This is a genomic window from Amycolatopsis dongchuanensis, from assembly GCF_039542405.1.
In the GTDB taxonomy this organism is placed as follows: domain Bacteria; phylum Actinomycetota; class Actinomycetes; order Mycobacteriales; family Pseudonocardiaceae; genus Amycolatopsis_E; species Amycolatopsis_E sacchari.
In genome coordinates this window covers 33,536-51,013 of the sequence record NZ_BAABIB010000054.1, presented here as the reverse complement: position 1 = coordinate 51,013, position 17,478 = coordinate 33,536, and the positions used below count along the sequence as shown (strand labels likewise).

The 17,478-nt window shown below is 72.1% G+C and carries 21 protein-coding genes; 9 read left to right on the top strand and 12 right to left on the bottom strand.

Features of this window, described 5'->3' with window-relative positions; all coding sequences use genetic code 11:
* Complete coding sequence (locus tag ABFX51_RS11255; protein WP_346053686.1) at positions 1-390, top strand: PPOX class F420-dependent oxidoreductase; 390 nt, start codon at positions 1-3, stop codon at positions 388-390.
* A 14-nt stretch (positions 391-404) separates the two neighbouring features.
* On the opposite strand, the gene priA is transcribed toward ABFX51_RS11255, so the two are convergent.
* Genes priA through ABFX51_RS11235 form a run of 4 tightly spaced genes read right to left on the bottom strand, consistent with a single transcriptional unit; the run spans position 405 to position 3,392 of the window.
* The gene (gene priA, locus ABFX51_RS11250) at positions 405-1,136 is read right to left on the bottom strand and encodes a bifunctional 1-(5-phosphoribosyl)-5-((5-phosphoribosylamino)methylideneamino)imidazole-4-carboxamide isomerase/phosphoribosylanthranilate isomerase PriA (RefSeq protein ID WP_091516141.1); all 732 of its coding nucleotides are present in this window, start codon (positions 1,134-1,136) and stop codon (positions 405-407) included.
* 34 nt (positions 1,137-1,170) lie between these two features.
* Positions 1,171-1,800, bottom strand: a complete 630-nt coding sequence (hisH, locus tag ABFX51_RS11245; protein WP_346053685.1) for an imidazole glycerol phosphate synthase subunit HisH — start codon at positions 1,798-1,800, stop codon at positions 1,171-1,173.
* A gap of 20 nt (positions 1,801-1,820) precedes the next feature.
* A complete protein-coding gene (locus ABFX51_RS11240) occupies positions 1,821-2,705 on the bottom strand; it encodes a transketolase family protein (protein WP_346053684.1) in 885 nt (294 codons plus the stop codon).
* Between the two features lie 3 nt (positions 2,706-2,708).
* Positions 2,709-3,392, bottom strand: a complete 684-nt coding sequence (locus ABFX51_RS11235; protein ID WP_346053683.1) for a thiamine pyrophosphate-dependent enzyme — start codon at positions 3,390-3,392, stop codon at positions 2,709-2,711.
* A gap of 52 nt (positions 3,393-3,444) precedes the next feature.
* Here ABFX51_RS11235 and soxR point away from each other — a divergent pair, with 52 nt between their 5' ends.
* On the top strand, positions 3,445-3,906 hold the full coding sequence (soxR, locus tag ABFX51_RS11230; RefSeq protein WP_091516132.1) for a redox-sensitive transcriptional activator SoxR: 462 nt from the start codon (positions 3,445-3,447) through the stop codon (positions 3,904-3,906).
* A 196-nt stretch (positions 3,907-4,102) separates the two neighbouring features.
* On the opposite strand, the gene ABFX51_RS11225 is transcribed toward soxR, so the two are convergent.
* Complete coding sequence (locus tag ABFX51_RS11225) at positions 4,103-4,687, bottom strand: TetR/AcrR family transcriptional regulator (protein ID WP_091516130.1); 585 nt, start codon at positions 4,685-4,687, stop codon at positions 4,103-4,105.
* Between the two features lie 169 nt (positions 4,688-4,856).
* Between ABFX51_RS11225 and ABFX51_RS11220 the strand changes: the two genes are divergently transcribed.
* A complete protein-coding gene (locus ABFX51_RS11220) occupies positions 4,857-6,992 on the top strand; it encodes an MMPL family transporter (protein WP_346053682.1) in 2,136 nt (711 codons plus the stop codon).
* 4 nt (positions 6,993-6,996) lie between these two features.
* Here ABFX51_RS11220 and ABFX51_RS11215 read toward each other — a convergent pair whose 3' ends face one another.
* From ABFX51_RS11215 to hisD, 4 genes are read right to left on the bottom strand one after another with little or no spacing between them, the layout of a single operon-like run.
* On the bottom strand, positions 6,997-7,155 hold the full coding sequence (locus ABFX51_RS11215; protein WP_177228986.1) for a hypothetical protein: 159 nt from the start codon (positions 7,153-7,155) through the stop codon (positions 6,997-6,999).
* Complete coding sequence (hisB, locus tag ABFX51_RS11210) at positions 7,152-7,751, bottom strand: imidazoleglycerol-phosphate dehydratase HisB (RefSeq protein WP_091516127.1); 600 nt, start codon at positions 7,749-7,751, stop codon at positions 7,152-7,154. Before hisB ends, ABFX51_RS11215 begins: the two co-directional genes overlap by 4 nt.
* A complete protein-coding gene (locus ABFX51_RS11205; RefSeq protein WP_346053681.1) occupies positions 7,748-8,845 on the bottom strand; it encodes a histidinol-phosphate transaminase in 1,098 nt (365 codons plus the stop codon). The genes hisB and ABFX51_RS11205 overlap by 4 nt, the downstream gene beginning before the upstream one ends.
* On the bottom strand, positions 8,842-10,164 hold the full coding sequence (gene hisD, locus ABFX51_RS11200) for a histidinol dehydrogenase (protein WP_346053680.1): 1,323 nt from the start codon (positions 10,162-10,164) through the stop codon (positions 8,842-8,844). Before hisD ends, ABFX51_RS11205 begins: the two co-directional genes overlap by 4 nt.
* A 48-nt stretch (positions 10,165-10,212) precedes the next feature.
* Between hisD and ABFX51_RS11195 the strand changes: the two genes are divergently transcribed.
* Positions 10,213-11,010: a carbon-nitrogen hydrolase family protein gene (locus ABFX51_RS11195; RefSeq protein WP_346053679.1), complete on the top strand. Its 798-nt coding sequence runs from the start codon at positions 10,213-10,215 to the stop codon at positions 11,008-11,010.
* On the opposite strand, the gene ABFX51_RS11190 is transcribed toward ABFX51_RS11195, so the two are convergent.
* Positions 10,955-11,896, bottom strand: a complete 942-nt coding sequence (locus ABFX51_RS11190; RefSeq protein WP_346053678.1) for a DMT family transporter — start codon at positions 11,894-11,896, stop codon at positions 10,955-10,957. The genes ABFX51_RS11195 and ABFX51_RS11190 overlap by 56 nt on opposite strands.
* A 160-nt stretch (positions 11,897-12,056) precedes the next feature.
* On the opposite strand from ABFX51_RS11190, the gene ABFX51_RS11185 reads away from it, so the two are divergent.
* On the top strand, positions 12,057-12,710 hold the full coding sequence (locus ABFX51_RS11185) for a VC0807 family protein (RefSeq protein ID WP_346053677.1): 654 nt from the start codon (positions 12,057-12,059) through the stop codon (positions 12,708-12,710).
* 5 nt (positions 12,711-12,715) lie between these two features.
* On the opposite strand, the gene ABFX51_RS11180 is transcribed toward ABFX51_RS11185, so the two are convergent.
* Together ABFX51_RS11180 and ABFX51_RS11175 are read right to left on the bottom strand one after the other, a co-directional pair.
* A complete protein-coding gene (locus ABFX51_RS11180) occupies positions 12,716-13,132 on the bottom strand; it encodes a nuclear transport factor 2 family protein (RefSeq protein ID WP_346053676.1) in 417 nt (138 codons plus the stop codon).
* A 41-nt stretch (positions 13,133-13,173) separates the two neighbouring features.
* A complete protein-coding gene (locus tag ABFX51_RS11175) occupies positions 13,174-13,794 on the bottom strand; it encodes a LuxR C-terminal-related transcriptional regulator (protein WP_091516114.1) in 621 nt (206 codons plus the stop codon).
* 121 nt (positions 13,795-13,915) lie between these two features.
* On the opposite strand from ABFX51_RS11175, the gene ABFX51_RS11170 reads away from it, so the two are divergent.
* The 4 genes from ABFX51_RS11170 to ABFX51_RS11155 all read left to right on the top strand — a co-directional run bounded on the left by ABFX51_RS11170 (position 13,916) and on the right by ABFX51_RS11155 (position 17,318).
* Entirely contained in the window at positions 13,916-14,947 is a 1,032-nt protein-coding gene (locus ABFX51_RS11170; protein WP_346053675.1) for a type VII secretion protein EccE, read from the top strand.
* Between the two features lie 90 nt (positions 14,948-15,037).
* The gene (locus tag ABFX51_RS11165; protein ID WP_245783410.1) at positions 15,038-15,736 is read left to right on the top strand and encodes a S1 family peptidase; all 699 of its coding nucleotides are present in this window, start codon (positions 15,038-15,040) and stop codon (positions 15,734-15,736) included.
* Positions 15,737-15,760: 24 nt separating this feature from the next.
* Positions 15,761-16,825: a dihydrofolate reductase family protein gene (locus ABFX51_RS11160; RefSeq protein WP_346053674.1), complete on the top strand. Its 1,065-nt coding sequence runs from the start codon at positions 15,761-15,763 to the stop codon at positions 16,823-16,825.
* Positions 16,826-16,883: 58 nt separating this feature from the next.
* A complete protein-coding gene (locus tag ABFX51_RS11155; RefSeq protein ID WP_346053673.1) occupies positions 16,884-17,318 on the top strand; it encodes a nitroreductase family deazaflavin-dependent oxidoreductase in 435 nt (144 codons plus the stop codon).
* Positions 17,319-17,478: the final 160 nt, after the last annotated feature.

Below are 17,478 nucleotides of genomic sequence, written 5' to 3'. Positions count from 1 at the left end.
ATGGCTTCCGGGATCGAGCGGCTGATGGCCGAGAAGTACGTGCTGGTGACGACCTACCGCAAGGACGGCACACCCGTCGCGACGCCGGTGTGGGCCGCGCCCTACCACGGCGAGCTGGCGGTGTGGACCGAGCGGAAGTCCGGCAAGGTCAAGCGCATCCGGCGCGACGGCACGGTCCGCGTGCAGGCGTGCGACCTGCGTGGACGGCGGACGCACGGGCCGGAGTTCACCGGGCACGCCCGCGTGCTGGACGAGGCCGGCACCGAGCACGTGCGGCACGCCATCGCGCGGAAGTACGGCGTCGTGGGCCGGGTGTCGATGTTCTTCAGCCGCCTGCGCGGCCCGAAGGACCGCGTCGTCGGCGTCGCGATCCGCCTCGCGGAGGCCTGACCGGTCCCCGCGCCTCAGCGGACGGCGGCCAGCGCCTCGGGCAGGGTGAACGCGCCCGCGTACAGCGCCTTGCCGACGATCGCGCCCTCGACGCCGTCGCCGGACAGCCGGGCCAGCGCCCGCAGGTCGTCCAAACTGGACACTCCGCCGGAGGCGATGACGGGGGCGTCGGTGCGGGCGGCGACCTCGCTCAGCAGCTCCAGGTTCGGGCCCTTGAGCGTGCCGTCCTTGCTCACGTCCGTGACCACGTAACGGGCGGCGCCGTCGCGGTCGAGGCGCTCCAGCACCTCCCACAGGTCACCGCCGTCCTGCGTCCAGCCGCGCGCGGCGAGCCGGTGGCCCGCCTCGGTGATGCGCACGTCCAGCCCGATCGCGACGCGGTCGCCGTACTCGGCGACGGCCTTCGCGGTCCACTCCGGGTCCTCCAGCGCGGCGGTGCCGAGGTTGACGCGGCGGGCACCGGTGGCCAGCGCCGCCTTCAGCGACTCGTCGTCGCGGATGCCGCCGGACAGCTCGACCTGCACGTCCAGCCGCGCGACGACGTCCGCCAGCAGCTCCCGGTTCGAGCCCTTGCCGAACGCGGCGTCGAGGTCCACGAGGTGGATCCACTCCGCCCCGTCGCGCTGCCACGCGAGGGCCGCCTCCAGCGGGTCCCCGTAGGAGGTCTCGGTGCCGGCTTCGCCCTGGACGAGCCGGACGGCCTGGCCATCGGCCACGTCAACGGCGGGAAGGAGCGTGAAAGTCACGCCGCCACGATAGCTGACCTGCTCAAAGGCGCCGTCAAAGGCTCCGGAGCCAGTTCTCCAGCAGGTGCGCGCCCGCGTCACCGGACTTCTCCGGGTGGAACTGGGTGGCCCACAGCGGGCCGTTCTCCGCGGCCGCGACGAAGTTCTCGCCGTGGTGCGACCACGTCACCTTCGGCTGCTGCCCGGGCAGGCCGGAGTCCAGCTCCCACTTCCGCGCCGCGTAGGAGTGCACGAAGTAGAACCGCGTGTCCGGGTCGAGGCCCGCGAACAGCTGCGAGTCCTCCGGCGCGCGGACGGTGTTCCAGCCCATGTGCGGGACGATCTCGGCGTGCAGGCGCTCGACCGTGCCCGGCCACTCACCCGCGCCCTGCGACTCGACGCCGTGCTCGACCCCGCGCTCGAACAGGATCTGCATGCCCACGCAGATGCCGAGCACAGGCCGCCCGCCGGCCAGCCGGGTACCGATGATCTTGTCCCCGCCCACCGAGAGCAGCCCCGCCATGCAGGCGGCGAAGGCACCGACGCCGGGCACGACCAGCCCGTCGGCTTCGAGCGCCGCCTTCGGGTCGGCGGTCACCTCGACGTCGGCGCCGACCCGGCGGACGGCGCGTTCGGCGGAACGGAGGTTCCCGGAACCGTAATCCAGGATCACGACGCGACTCACGCGTCCAGTCTAGGGGGCGCTCACAGGTGCCCGTAGAACTCGCGAATCGTGTGGGTGAGCGAAGGCACATCGAGCCCGTGTGCCACGTCGTGGTCCTCCGGGGTGCCGTAGACGCGGACTTCGGCGTCGCGCCGGACGCCGAGGCAGCGCAACCGGTGCGGCACGTCGGCGAGTGCTTCGGTCACGAGGTGCGCGGAGGTGCCCGCGAGGTAGGGCTCCACGAGGACGACGTCGGCGGCGGAACCGATCGCGGCACGCAGTGTCGTGGCGTCGAAGGGCCGGACGGTGTGCGTGTACAGCACGGTCACGTCGAGCCCCTCCGTCGCCGCGAGCACGCGGTCGAGCATCGGGCCCACCGCCAGCACCACGCCCGAACGGCCCCGCCGCAGCGCCTGGAATCCGCTGCCCAGGTGCGGGCGGGCGTTCGTCTGACCGCTGAGCCGCAAGTAGACGCTGTCGTCGCCGGGCAGGGACTCCAGCAGCAACCGCCGGGCTTCCTCGGCGTGGCCCGGCACGTGCACGGTCCAGCCCGGGATGCTGTCGAGCAGCGCGACGTCCCCCGGCGACTGGTGCGTGCGCCCGGCCGTGGACATGTCGTAGGACCCGCCCCACGAGACCAGCACCGCGCCGACGCCCTGGTGGGTCAGGTCGAGCTTGACCTGTTCGTACGGGCGCTCGACGAGGAACGGCGGGAAGGTGTGCGCGACGGGCCGCATCCCGGCCAGCGCGAGGCCGCCCGCGACGCCGATGAGCGCCTGTTCGCGGATGCCGACGTTGATCACGCGGTCGGGGTGGCGCCGGGCCGCCCCGGCGACCTGCGCGACGGAGATCTCGGCGAGGACGAGTGCCACACGGGGATCGACGTCGAGCACTTCCTCCATTGTGGACAGAAAGGTTTCCCGCACGGGTCAGCTCTCCTTCGGTTCGACGACGGCCACCACGCACAGCGGCTGCCCTGGGTGGGGTTCGGTGAAAGCGGCGTACAGGGCGTCGCGGTCGTGCCCGTCGACGGTGCGCGTCGCCCAGCCCTCGACGGCGAAACGCCGGTCGATGCCGCCGGGCCAGCCGTACGTGGCGGAGGAGTTGTCGATCACGACGGTGGTGAGCGCGTCGAGCCCGAAGCGGGCGGCGAGCACGATCGCCTCGCCGTTGGAGCCCTCGTCGAGTTCGGCGTCCCCCACGAGCACGACGACCTTCGAGCCGGTGAACCCCTGCGCCCGCAGGCCCAGCGCGGTGCCCACGGCGAGGGGCAGGCCGTGGCCCAGCGAGCCGCTGGAGATCTCGACGCCGGGGACCCGCGTCCGGTCCGGGTGCATGCCCAGGCGCGAGCGGACCGAGGCCCAGTCGTCCAGCTCCGTCGGGTCCAGGAAGCCCTTGGCTGCGAGCACCGCGTAGTAGGCCATCGGCCCGTGCCCCTTCGACAGCAGGAAGCGGTCGCGGCGGGGGTCGCGGACCGTGCCGGGCGAGATGTTCAGCACGCGGTCGTAGAGCACGGCGATGACGTCCAAAGTGGACGTCGCGGCGGCGAGGTGCTTCTCGTCGCCCGTCATGCGGGTGAGCAGTGCGGTGGGGTCCGGCGTGGTGGTCGTCATGCCGCCACCGTGCAACCTCGACTTAGGTTGAGGTCAAGGCTAGGCTGGCACCGTGACCAAGCTTGCCGACCACCTCAGCATCGGGCAGGTCGCCGAACGCAGCGGCGTACCGCACACGGCGTTGCGGTTCTACGAGGACCGCGGGCTGATCTCGTCCGAGCGGTCCGCGGGCAACCAGCGCCGGTACCCGAGGTCGGTGCTGCGGCGGATCGCGTTCATCCGGGCGGCGCAGCGGGTGGGGCTCAGCCTGGAGGAGATCAGCGCCGCGCTCGCCACGCTGCCGAAGGACCACGCGCCGACGAAGGCGGACTGGGCGAGGTTGTCCCGGAACTGGCAGGAGGAGCTCGACGCGCGGATCGACGCGTTGCAGCGCCTGCGGGACAGGCTGACCGGTTGCGTGGGCTGCGGCTGCCTTTCGCTGCGCGTGTGCGGGCTGTACAACCAGGACGACCAGATGTCCCGCTTCGGCCCTGGCGCGCGGCGGCTCAAGCCCGCCGTCGAGGGCGGGGCGTAGTGCCTACAGCTTGATCACGATCTTCCCGTGCACGTGCCCGCCGCCGCCGACGAGCGCGGTCGCCGCGGTGAGGTGCTTGCCGCGGAGCCGCTCGGCGAGCCCGGGACCACGACATAATCGGGGATCGCCCGCCGATCGCGGCGCCGTGGAACCGCTTGCCGGTGCGGAGTCCTGTCCGGTAAGGCGTCATGACGGCTCAGGCGCTCCGCCGCGGCCGCCCCAGCAACCGGCGGCCGACCTCCAGCAGGTGCCCGCGCAACGTGTCGTCGTCCATCTCCGCGAACTGCGGCGCACCGCCGGTGAGCGCGATGCCCACGATCGCGGCGTGTGCGGCGATCACGCGGCTCTCGTCCTCCTCCGGCCCGGCGAACAGCTCCATCATGCGGATGCTGAGCACCTCGGACCACGAGTTCGCGAGCGCGCGCGTGACACCGGGATCGCGTGCGAACAACGCGATCAGTGCCCGGTGCCGCACCACGACGTCGACGAACCCGGACAGCAGGTGGTCCACCCGCGCGCCACGCCGCCGCAGCCGCGACGCCTCTTCGAGGACGACCTCCAGCTCGCGCAGCCCCGGTTCGGCGACCGCGCCGGCGATCTCGTCCTTCGTCTTGAAGTGGTAGTAGACCGCCGCCTTCGTCACGCCCAGCGCGTCGGCGATCATCTGCAGCGACGTCGCTTCCACGCCGTGCTCGGTGAACAGGCGTAATGCGGTGGCGAGCAGGCGGGTCCTCGTGTCCTCCTGACCGCCCGCGGTCGCGGGGGCCGTCCCGGCTGTCATCGCACCCTCCCAGTGAACAGGCCGAGGGTACGTGCCCTCCCCGCCTCCGGCAACCACACAGCTGCTAGCCGTGCGGCTAGTCACACCCCTAGCCGATCGGCTTGGACGACCACTTGCCGATCGGCTAGCGTGAATCCTCACCCGATGGACTGAAAACGGAGGCGTGCTCGTGGCCACCCTGCTGTACCGACTCGCCCGCTTCTCCTTCCGCCGGCGCTGGCTCGTGGCCACCGTGTGGGCCGTGCTGCTGGCCTGCCTCGGACTGGGCGCGCTGACCCTGTCCGGCCAGCTCACGAACTCCGTGACGATCCCGGGGACCGAATCGCAGCGGGCGATCGACCACCTCAAGGAACGCTTCCCGCAGGCCGGCGTCGGCGGCGCGACGGCACGTGTCGCGGTCGAGGCACCCGCCGGGCAGAAGCTCACCGATCCGGTGAACCAGGCGACCGTCGAAAGGCTCGTCGAGCGCCTCAAAACGGCGCCGAAGGCACGGGCCGTGACCGATCCGTTCCAGTCGAAGATGGTCTCGCCGGACGGCCGGGTGGCGCTCGTGCAGATCAGCTACGGCGTGCAGGCGTACGAGCTGACCGAGGGCGACCGCGAGGCGGTGATGGCGCCGGCCGGGCCCGCCCGCCAGGCCGGGCTGACCGTCGAGTTCGGCGGTGACGCGATCGAGGGCATGCCGGAAACCGGGGCCACGGAAGGGCTCGGCGTCGTCGTCGCGGCGATCGTGCTGACCGTGACGTTCGGCTCCCTGCTCGCCGCCGGGCTGCCGCTGCTCACGGCGCTGATCGGCGTCGGCGTCGGCATGACGGGGATCCTGACCGTCTCCGGGTTCACCGAGCTGAACTCCAACACCCCGATCCTGGCGCTGATGCTCGGCCTCGCCGTCGGGATCGACTACGCGTTGTTCATCGTTTCGCGCTACCGCCACGAGCTGAGCGAGGGACACGATCCCGAACAGGCGGCGGCACGCAGCGTCGGCACCGCCGGTTCCGCCGTGGTGTTCGCCGGGCTGACGGTGATCATCGCGCTGGTGGGGCTCACCGTCGTCGGCATCCCGTTCCTCGGCCAGATGGGCGTCGCGGCCGCGGCGACCGTCGCCGTCGCCGTGCTGATCGCGCTGACGTTGCTGCCCGCCGTGCTCGGCTTCGCGGGGCGCAAGGTGCTCGGCAAGCGCGCCCGCAAGCAGCGGACCCGCGCGACGCACGGCGAGCGCTGGGCGCGGTTCGTGTCGCGGCACCGCGTGCCGGTGCTGATCGCCGCCGTCGCCGGGCTGCTCGTGGTCGCGGTGCCGGCGCTGAGCATGCAGCTCGGGCTGCCCAACGACGCGACCGCGGCGCCGGATTCCACGCAGCGCAAGGCTTACGACATCGTGTCCTCGGGCTTCGGGCCGGGCGTGAACGGCCCGCTGATCGTGGTGATCTCCGATGCCACGGACGCCAACACCACGGCGGCCGTCGAGCGCGTCTCGCGGCTCGGGGACGTCGCCGCCGTGACGCCGCCGCAGTTCAACCCGCAGCACGACACGGCGATGTTCACGGTGATCCCGAAGAGCGGGCCGAGCAGTGAGCAGACCGAACGGCTCGTCAGCGACATCCGGGCGCAGGCGGACGGCACGGAACTGGCGGTCACGGGTCAGACGGCGCTGCAGATCGACGTGTCGGAGAAGCTGGCGGACGCGATGCTGCCGTACCTGGCGTTGATCGTGGGGCTCGCGTTCCTGCTGCTGATGCTGGTGTTCCGGTCGCTGGTGGTGCCGCTGAAGGCGACGCTCGGTTTCCTCGGCTCGGTGGTGGCGACGTTCGGCGCGGTCGTCGCGGTGTTCCAGTGGGGCTGGCTGAACGACCTGCTCGGCGTGAAGTCGACGGCGCCGATCATGAGCATGCTGCCGATCCTGCTGATCGGTGTGCTGTTCGGGCTCGCGATGGACTACCAGGTGTTCCTGGTGACGCGCATGCGCGAGGAGTACGTGCACGGCACCGAGGCGCGGGAGGCCGTGGCGCAGGGCTTCCGGCACGGTTCACGCGTGGTCGTCGCGGCGGCGCTGATCATGATCAGCGTGTTCGCCGGGTTCGTGCTCGCGGACACGACGCTGATCCAGTCGATCGGGTTCGCGCTGGCGTTCGGCGTGCTGGTGGACGCGTTCGTGGTGCGGATGACGATCGTGCCCGCGGTGATGGCGCTGCTCGGCGCGAAGGCCTGGTGGCTGCCCCGCTGGCTCGACCGGGCACTCCCGAACGTCGACGTCGAGGGCGAAGCGCTGACGAAGCGCCTGGACGAGCGCGAACCGGTGGAGGTCTAGGCGGTCAGCCGACGATCCACGCGATGGCGCCGCCGAGGGCGAGCAGCGTCGCGACCAGCAGGAACCCCGCCAGGGCCCGCGAGTTCTTCCACGTGCTGTACACGCCACCCGCGAGGAACCCGGCGAGCGCCAGCAGCAGGACCCCGACGATCTCCTTGCTCACAGCACGCCCTTGGTCGACGGGATGCCGCCCGCGCGCGGGTCCGGCTCCGTCGCGGCACGCAGGGCCCGCGCGAGCGCCTTGTACTGCGCCTCCGCGATGTGGTGCGGGTCGCGGCCGTAGAGCACCCGCACGTGCAACGCGATCTGCGCGTGGAACGCCAGCGAGTCGAACACGTGCCGCGTGAGCACGAACGGGTAGTTCCCGCCGATCGTGAAGGTGTTGAACTCCTCCGGCTCACCGGTGTGCACGCAGTACGGGCGCCCGGAGACGTCGATCGCCGCATGGGCGAGTGTTTCGTCCATCGGGATCCACGCGTCGCCGAAGCGGCGGATGCCCTTCTTGTCCCCGAGCGCCTGGCGGATCGCCTGCCCCAGCACGATCGCGGTGTCCTCGACCGTGTGGTGCGCGTCGATGTGCACGTCACCCGTGGCCTCGACCTTGAGGTCCAGCGAACCGTGCACGCCCAGCGCCGTCAGCATGTGGTCGTAGAACGGCACACCCGTCGAGATCTCCACCTGGCCCGTGCCGTCGAGGTCGAGCACGACCTCGATCGAGGATTCCTTGGTGGTGCGCGAAACCTTGCCGACCCGGGTCACCGGGGGACCTCCTTGCTCGCCGCCAGGAAGGCGTCGTTCTCCTCCGGGGTGCCGATGGTCACCCGCAGGTGCCCCTCGATGCCGACGTCGCGGATCAGCACCCCTTGGTCCACATAGGACTGCCAGCTGGCCTTCGCGTCGGCGAAGCGTCCGAAGAGGACGAAGTTGGCGTCACTGGGCACGGGCGTGAAACCCAGCCCCAGCAAGGCTTCCACCACCCTGTCCCGCTCCGCCGCGAGCTTCGCGACCGACGCGAGCGTGGCGTCGGCGTGCCGCAGCGCCGCCCGCGCGGCCGCCTGCGTCAGCAGCGACAGGTGGTACGGCAGGCGCACCAGCTGCAGCGCGTCCACCACCGCGGGCGCGGCCGCCAGGTACCCCAGCCGCCCGCCGGCGAACGCGAACGCCTTGCTCATCGTGCGCGACACGATCAGCTTCGCGGGGTACGCGTCGAGCAGCGAAACCGCGCTCGGCTGCGACGAAAACTCCGCATACGCCTCGTCCACCACGACGATGCCCGGCGCCGCCTTCAGCACCTCTTCCAGCTCCGCCAACGGGATCGACCCGCCGGTCGGGTTGTTGGGGCTCGTCACGAACACGATGTCCGGCTTGCGTTCGGCGACGATCCGGGCGGCTGCCGCGGTGTCGAGGGTGAAGTCCTCACGGCGTGGCGTCGGCGCCCACTCGGTGCGCGTGCCGGCCGCGATGATCGGGTGCATCGAGTACGACGGCTCGAACCCCAGCGCCGTGCGCCCCGGCCCGCCGAACGCCTGCAGGATCTGCTGCAGCACCTCGTTGGACCCGTTGGCGGCCCACAGGTTCCGCTCCGACAGCAGCACACCTGTGGACACCGACAGGTAGTCCGCCAGGTCCTGCCGCAGCGCGATCGCGTCGCGGTCCGGGTAGCGGTGCAGCCCGGCGGCGACCTCACGCACGGCCGCCGTCACGTCGTCCACCAGCTCCTGCGGCGGCGGGTACGGGTTTTCGTTGGTGTTGAGCCGAACCGGCACGTCCAGCTGCGGGGCACCGTACGGGGAGCGGCCCCGCAGGTCCTCGCGCAGCGGCAGGTCCGCCAGCGTCACGTCGTCCGCGCTCACTTCTCCCCCTCGAACCGGGCCGTCACGGCCTCGCCGTGTGCGGGCAGGTCCTCGGCGTTGGCCAGCGCGACCACCTTGCCGGAGACCTCGCGCAGCGCCTGCTCGCTGTAGTCGATGACGTGGATGCCGCGCAGGAAGCTCTGCACCGACAGCCCCGACGAGTGCCGCGCGAACCCGCCCGTGGGCAGCACGTGGTTGGAGCCCGCGCAGTAGTCGCCCAGCGAAACCGGCGCGTACGGGCCCACGAACACGGCGCCCGCGTTGCGCACCCGCGCGGCGACCTCGCGCGCGTTCGCCGTCTGGATCTCCAGGTGCTCGGCCGCGTACGCGTCCACCACGCGCAGCCCGTCGTCCACAGTGGACACCAGCACGGTGCCGGACTGCTTGCCCTGCAACGCGGTCGTCACGCGCTCGCTGTGCTTGGTGGCCTTGACGCGGGCCGCCAGCTCCACGTCGACGGCGTCCGCCAGCTCCGGCGAGGTGGTGACGAGGACGCTCGCGGCGAGGGTGTCGTGCTCGGCCTGGCTGATCAGGTCCGCGGCGACGTGCCCGGCGTCGGCGGTCTCGTCGGCGAGGATCGCGATCTCGGTCGGGCCCGCCTCGGAGTCGATACCGATCAACCCGCGCAGCATGCGCTTGGCCGCGGTCAGGTAGATGTTGCCCGGCCCCGTGACCAGGTCCACCGGCACCAGCTCGCCGCCGTCGGTGTCCGTACCGCCGTACGCCAGCAGCGCGACCGCCTGCGCACCGCCGACCGCCCACACCTCGTCCACGCCGAGCAGCGCGGCGGCCGCGAGCGTCGTCGGGTGCGGGCTGCCGCCGAACTCCGCCTGCGGCGGCGTGCACAGCACGAGCGAGCCGACGCCCGCCTCCTGCGCCGGGACGACGTTCATCACCACGCTCGACGGGTACACCGCCAGCCCGCCCGGCGCGTACAGCCCGACGCGCTCGACCGGCACCCACCGCTCGGTGACGGTGCCGCCCTCGGTCACCTGCGTCGTGACGTCCTCGCGGCGCTGGTCAGCGTGCACCTTGCGGGCCCGCGCGATGGACTCCTCGAGCGCGGCGCGGACCTCCGGGGCCAGCTCTTCGAGCGCCTTGGCCAGCGCCTCCGCGGGCACGCGCACGGTCGACGGACGCACGCGGTCGAACTTCTCCGTGTACTCCAGCACGGCTTCGACACCGCGGTCACGCACCGCCTCGACCACCGGCCGCACCTGATGCAGCGCGGCATCCACGTCGATCTCGGCGCGAGGCAGCGTGGCACGCAGCTCGGCGGCGGACGGGACCTTTCCACGCAGGTCGGTGCGGTTCAGCATGGGTCTAGGGTACGGAGGGGGAAGCCGTACACGACCAGGGAGGTAGCCGTGCTCCGGATCGGGCTGAGTCAGGTCACGTCGAGTGAGGACCCGGCGGAGAACCTGGAGCTCATCCGCCGTGAAACCGCCCGCGCCGCCGCCGAGGGCGCGCGCGTGGTCGTCTTCCCCGAGGCCGCGATGGTGCGGTTCGGCGTGCCGCTCGGGCCGCTGGCCGAACCGCTCGACGGGCCGTGGGCGAAGTCGGTGGCCGCGATCGCGAACGAGCACGACGTGCTGCTGGTCGCGGGCATGTTCACACCCAGCGACGACGGGCGCGTCCGCAACACCCTGCTCATCACCGGGCTCGGGCAGCACCTGGGCTACGACAAGATCCACCTCTACGACGCGTTCGGCTTCCGCGAGTCCGACACCGTCGCACCGGGCACCGAGGCCGTCACGACCACGGTCGACGGCGTCACGCTGGGGTTCGCCACCTGCTACGACATCCGCTTCCCCGAGCTGTTCCGCCGGCTGGCGGACCAGGGCGCGTCCGCGATCGTCGTGCCGACGTCGTGGGGCGCGGGCGAGGGCAAGGTCGAGCAGTGGGACGTGCTGGTGCGCGCCCGCGCGCTCGACACCGGCTGCTGGGTGCTGGGCTGCGGTCAGGCCGACCCGGCCGCGACGGGCACCCAGGTCAACCCGAAGGCCCCGACGGGCATCGGCCACTCCACCGCGTCCGACGGCTTCGGCCACGTGCACGCCAGGGCGGGCGCCGGGCCGGAGCTGCTCGTCGTCGACGTGGACCCGGCGGTCACGGAGAAGGCACGCGCTGCGACGGGTGCGCTCGCGAACCGGCGCCTGGGCTGACTCCCGCCGTCCGCGGCGGCGCCACCAGATGGCTGCTGCGGTGCGACAGGATCGCGATCCCGGCGACGATGACGCCCGCCGCGAGCACCTCGCCCGCCAGCACCCCCGCACCCGTCGCCGCGGACTCGCCCAGCCAGCCGATCCCGATCGCGACCCCGATCAGCGGGTCGCTCGTCGTGATCACCGCGAGCGCCGGCGCGATCATCCGCCCCTGCTGGAACGTGTTCTGCGACAACAGGAACCCGATCGGCCCGATGACGCAGACGACGTACAGCGCCCAGTGCGTGAACGGCACCCCCGCACCCTCACGCAGCTGCCCCGCCACGACCTTCAGCAACCCCGCGGTCACGCCGTAGCAAACCCCCGTCGCCAGCGCGAGCCCCAGCACCCGGCCCGGTCCGCGCAGCACCGTCGACAGCCCGATCCCGCCCAGCGCGACCAGCGTCAGCACGACGGCCAGCGGCCCGGCGTTGGCGACCATCTCGGTCGACCCGCCCGTTGGCCGGGCCAGCGCGAGGAACGCCGACAGCCCCGCCACGCACACCAGCGTCCCGAACACCACCACCGGATCCGGCCTGCGCCGGTCGAGCCACGCGGCGAACCCGCTCGCGAACGGCAGCGCGGTCACCAGCAGCGGCTGCACCAGCAGCAACGGCCCGAAGCCGAGCGCCAGCACCTGCAGCAGCAGCCCCCCGATGGTCGCGGCGATGCCGACGAGCCACAGCGGCCGGTGCACGAGGTCGACCAGCAGGCGCGGGTTCAGGGTCGCGCTCGTGCGGACCTGGTGGGAAGCCTTGGCCTGCACCGCGGAGGCGAGTCCCATCAGCGCGGCCCCCGCCACCGCCGAGGGGACCGCGACCAGCAGGTCGGTCCACTGCTCGTCCATCGGCTCACCTCCCTCCTACCGGAACATCACACCACCGGCCGCGGCTTCCCGGATCCGGAAATTTCCCGGAAGCGTTACCCGGACCCAACCCTGATCTCACAGGTTCGCCGGGTACTGTGGGCGGCCTCCCGCACCCCCGCGAGACAAGACAGCGAGTCCGATGCCCCCGCACCTGACCGTCCACCTCCCTGCTTTCGGCGCGCTCCTGCGCCAGGGCGCGAAACACCTGCTCGAGTCCACCGTCGTGCCGCTCGGGCTGTTCTACCTGCTGCTCACGCTCGTCGGCTTCGACGGCGGCCTGATCGCGGCCCTGTCGTGGTCGCTGCTCGCCGTGGTCCGCCGCGTCGTGCGCCGCGAGCCGATCCCGGCGGTACTGCTGCTGACCACCGGCCTGCTGGTGGCGCGCACCGTGCTCGGGCTCGTCACCGGCAGCGTGTTCCTCTACTTCCTGCAGCCGACGCTGCAGAACTTCCTCATCGCGTTCGTGCTGGTCGCGTCGCTGCCGTTCGGCCGCCCGTTCATCGCGAAGCTCGCCGACGACTTCTGCGCGTTCCCCGCCGCGTTCAGCAAGCACCCGCGCATCGAGCAGCTGTTCCGGCGGCTGTCGCTGCTGTGGGCGCTGGTGTTCCTCACCAACGGCGTGACGACGTTGTGGATCCTCGCGCGTGAGAGCGTCGGGAACTTCCTGCTGGTGTCCACGGCGGGCTCGTGGAGCGTCGTCGGCGCGGCGATCGTCGTTTCGCTGCTGTGGTTCCGCCGCGTGCTGCGGGGCGAGGGCATCGCCCTGCGCTGGGGCGCGCCGGTCGCGGCGTAGGCGGCTCACGGGTTCGCGGCTTCGCCGGAGAGATCCGGGAACGAGTGGTGCTCGTGCGTCACGGTCCAGCGTCCCCGCTGTTTGCGCAGGCCGAAGGTCAGCCGCAGCCGCAACGCGGGGTTTTCCGCGAGTTCCTCCGGCGTCCCGCACCGCACGAGCGCCTGGGCGAACGCGACGTCCGCACCGGCGGTCACGTCGAGGGATTCGACGTCGAACAGCGCGCCCTGGGCCTGCCAGGTGAAGAAGGGCGGCCACACCGCCCGGTACGCGTCGATGCCGCGCACCCCTTCGCAGGGCGGCGGCACGTCGAACATCACGATGTCGTCGGCGTGGTCGGCCAGCACGCCCGCCAGGTCGCCCTCGTGGACCGCGACCGCCCACCGCTGGATCAGTGCCCGCACCTGCGTCTCGTCATCTGCCACATCCAGACAGACCGGCACCGGCGGGAAAACTCACCGCCCGGCTACGAGATCCCCTCTTCGATCGCGAGGCGGGTCAGCTCCGGGCGACGGCGGCGGCCCGTCTTGTCGCGGATGCGCTCCAGGTAGGAGCGGACCGTCCGGACGCTGATCGACATGGCCTCCGCGATGTCGCTGTCCCGCTCACCCGCCGCGACCAGCGACAACACCTGCCGCTCGCGGTCGGACAGCAGGCTCTTCACCCCGCGCGTCGAGTTGAGCAGGAACGACGCCAGCGCGGGTGAGACGTACGTGCCGCCCGCCGCGATCTCCCGCACCGCGCGCAGGATGTCGGCGCCGTCGGCGTCCTTCGACAGGTAGCCGCGCGCGCCGGCGGAAATGGCACCGAGCACCTCGTCCTGCCCCGCGTGCGCGGAAACCACGAGCACCTTGTGCCCCATTTCGACGACCTTCTGCACGGCGGCGGCGTCGGTGACCCCGCGCAGTTTGAGATCGAGCACGACGACGGAACCGGCGGGCTCGCGCGCCGCGGCGAAGCGGGGCACCGAATCGGCGACCGCGCCCAGCTCCACGTCGGGTGCCTCAGCCAGGACCCGCGCCACCGCGGACCGGTAGAGCGGATGATCCTCGACCACGCTGACCCTGATCCGCGGCTGCTCGTTCATCCCGCCTCCTCGCTCGTGCCCGCGGATTCTCCCCCACACGGGCGGCTGTGGCTATTTCTACCGACAGAAATCGTGACACAGCCGTTTATTCTGTACCAGGAATCGAAGAGAGGCGTCGAACTTGACCACCGCCGATGCACGGATTCCCGCCCTCACCGGGGCGCACCGCCCCGGCGCGGTCCTGGCTTCCCACGTGCTCCCGGTCCGGCCCGCGCAGGTGGCCTGCTGGCTGCTCGCGCTGGTCTTCTGCGCGCTGGAGCCGTCGGCGGGCCCCGCGCTGCTCGCGGCGCTCGTGGTCGGCACCACCTCGGTCCGCGTCGCCGGGCGGCACCTCGCGGGGTGGGCGCTGACGTGGGTGCGCTTCCGGCTGCTGCGGCACACCGACCGCAGGCTCGGCACCGATCCGCTGCTCGTGCTCGCGCCGGACCTCCGGCTGCGCCAGCACCACGACCGGGCCGGTCACCGGTTCGGCGCCGTCGGCGTCGAGGACGGCTGGAGCGCCGTGCTGCGCCTGGACCCGGGCGTCGAGCCGGACGTGACGGCACTGACGGCGGTGCTGCGCCAGGCGTGCGAGGCCCCCGAGATCCCGCTCTCCGGCGCCCAGCTGCTGGTGCGCACGCACCGCGGGCAGCGGACGTACCTGCTGGCCCTGCGCTTCCGCCCCGCCGACGCCCCGCTCGCGGCGCTGTCCCGCGGTCCCGGTGAGCTCGGCGAGCACCGGGCGCTGACCCGGGCGGCGCTGGACGTGCTCGGCGCGCTCGCCGAACGCGGGTACCCCGCCACGGTGCTCGAAGCGGGCGAGCTAGCCGAGGAACTGCGTATGAGCCTTGGCGCGCAAGGGGAACCGCTGCCCGGCACGGCGGTGGACGAGGGCTGGCGGGCGTGGTCAGGCGCCGGACTGGTCCAGACCTGCTTCTCGCCGAGGGCGGAGCTGGAAAGCGCTTTCCGCGCTTCCGCGCGGGGCGCCGTCTTCACGGTGGCGTCGTACCGGCTGCACCGGACGTCGCAGGGCAGGCTGCACGAAGAAGTCCTGTTCCGCGTCGCGGGCAGCCGCGTCCCCCGCGCGGACGAGCTGGAGGTCCCGGTGGTGCCGCTGTACGGACGGCACGAAGCGGCCGTCCGGCGCACCCTCCCGCTCGCGTTGCCGCACTGACGGCGTTTCCCGACTTCCGTAGGTACCAGGCGAAGTTCTGACCGAAATACTTTTCGACAGGTCTCTTCCCCTTCCCCCTCGGAGGTCTCGATGCGCAAGACCGGCGCCATCCTCGCCGCGGCGGCCCTCATGGCCGGTGCGGGCACTGCGACCGCAGAGGCCGCCACCCCGCTCATCATCGGTGGCACGACCGTGAGTTCGGCGCCGTGGGGCGCGCAGATCTACTGGGACGACGTGAGCAGCTACGGCGGGTTCGAGTGCTCCGGCACGATCATCGCCTCGCAGTGGGTGCTCACCGCGCAGCACTGCCTCAACAGCCCCGGTATGCACGTCAAGGTCGGCAGCGTGACCCTCCAGCAGGGCACCGACGTCGACGTCGACCGGCAGCTGGCGTCCCCGTACGGCGACATCGCGCTGCTGCACCTGACGCGCGCGGTCAGCACGACGTACATGCAGCTCGCGGACAGCGACCCGGCCACGGGCACCACCAACCAGATCTACGGCTGGGGCCGCACGCAGGGCACGAACCCGCCGTCGAGCACCCTCAAGACCGCCAACGTGCGCGTGACCGGCACGAGCAGCGACGCCTACGGCGGCCCGGCGATCGCCAGCCGCGGCGTGACGGGTTCGTCGTGGCACGGCGACTCGGGCGGTCCCGAGGTCTACAACGGCAAGCAGGTCGGCGTCTGCTCGACCGGCAACAACACCGGCTACCAGACCAACGGCACGCAGAACTACGCGAAGGTGACCGCCAGCCGGTCGTGGATCCGGTCGAACGCCGGGGTCTGATCAGGGCTGTGGGAAAGTGACGGGGTGAGCAAGCGCCCGTACGTCCTGGCCTCGGCCGCCATGTCGCTCGACGGTTTTCTCGACGACACCAGCCAGGAGCGGTTGCTGCTCTCCAGTCCGGAGGACTTCGCCCGCGTCGACCAGGTGCGGGCCGGCGTGGACGCGATCCTGGTCGGCGCGAACACCATCCGGACGGACAACCCCCGCTTGCTGTCCCGCTCCGGGCCCAGCCCCGTGAAGGTCACGCTCACGACGAGCGGGAAGCTGGACCCGGCGGCGAAGTTCTTCACGACGGGGGACGTGGCGAAGCTCGTGTACGCCGCGTCTCCCGCCGTGCCGGAACTGAGCGCTTCGCTCGGCGACGCGGCGACGGTGGTGGACGCGGGAGATCCCCTCGACGTGCACCGCGTGCTCGCGGACCTGGCCGAGCGGGGCATCGGGCGGCTGATGGTGGAGGGCGGTAGTGCCGTCCACACGCTGTTCCTGACCGAGGACGTCGTCGACGAGCTGCACCTGGTCGTCGCGCCGTTCTTCGTCGGCCAGCGGGAAGCGCCCCGGTTCGTGGGCGCGGGGCGCTTCCCGCAGGGCAGGCTGATGCTCGTCGAGACGCGGCAGCTGGGGGACGTCGTGCTGCTGCGGTACCTGGCGGGGCGGGATCACCGGAGGTTGCGGGAGGCGGTCGAGCTGGCGGAACGCTGCCCGCCGTCGGCGACGTTCCGGGTGGGTGCGGTGATCACGGACGCGTCGGACAACGTGCTGGCCACGGGTTTTTCGGGCGAGACCGATCCGCACGACCACGCGGAAGAGGTGGCGCTGGCCAAGCTGGGCCGCGACCCCCGCCTCGCGGAGGCGACGATCTACAGCTCGCTGGAGCCGTGCAGTGAAAGGGCGTCCCGGCCGGTCACCTGCACGCAGCACATCCTGGACGCCGGCATCCCGCGCGTGGTGTTCGCGTGGCGGGAGCCGGACGTGTTCGTGCACGCGCAGGGGGCGGAGCTGCTGCGGGCCGCGGGGCGTGAAGTGGTCGAGATCCCGGAGCTGGCACCGCTCGTGCGGCAGGCGAACCGGCACCTGCCGGGCGTGGACTGAGCCGATCGATCAGGAACGAAGAAGCGCCGGGCGGGTTGCGGCACTTAGCTTTGCCCGCATGGCTGACACTCTCTTACGGTCGTTGTCGCTGCGGTTCCAGCGGCGGATGAACGTGCGGACCACCGCGAAGATCCGGCGCAAGGGCGGCCGGATGATGGGGATGGACATGCTGGTCCTGCACACGGTGGGCCGCCGGAGCGGACAGGCGCGCGAGACGCCGGTGACGTGGTTCGCCGATGGTGACGGCTGGCTGCTCGTCGCGTCGGGTGGCGGCGACAGGCACCCGGACTGGTACGCGAACCTGATGGCGAACCCCGACCGCGCGGCGATCGAGCTGCACGGGCAGGACCGCGTCCCGGTCACCCCGCGACGACTGGAAGGCGCGGAACGGGAGCAGGCCTGGCAGCGCATCGTCGCCGCGCAGCCGCGCTACGCGAAGTACCAGGCGAAGCGGGAGCGGAAGTACCCCGTGGTCCGCCTCACCCGGCGGTGACGGGGGGCGGCGGCTCCGGGGCGGGGGCGGGGCGGCGGTGGCGGTGCGGCAGCTCCGCGCGCTGGCGCCCCGACGGTGGTGGCGTGGGCGGCTCAGCGCAGTGGCAGCGCGCCGGTGGTGGCTCAGCGCGGTGGCAGCACGGCGGTGGCAGCGCGACGGT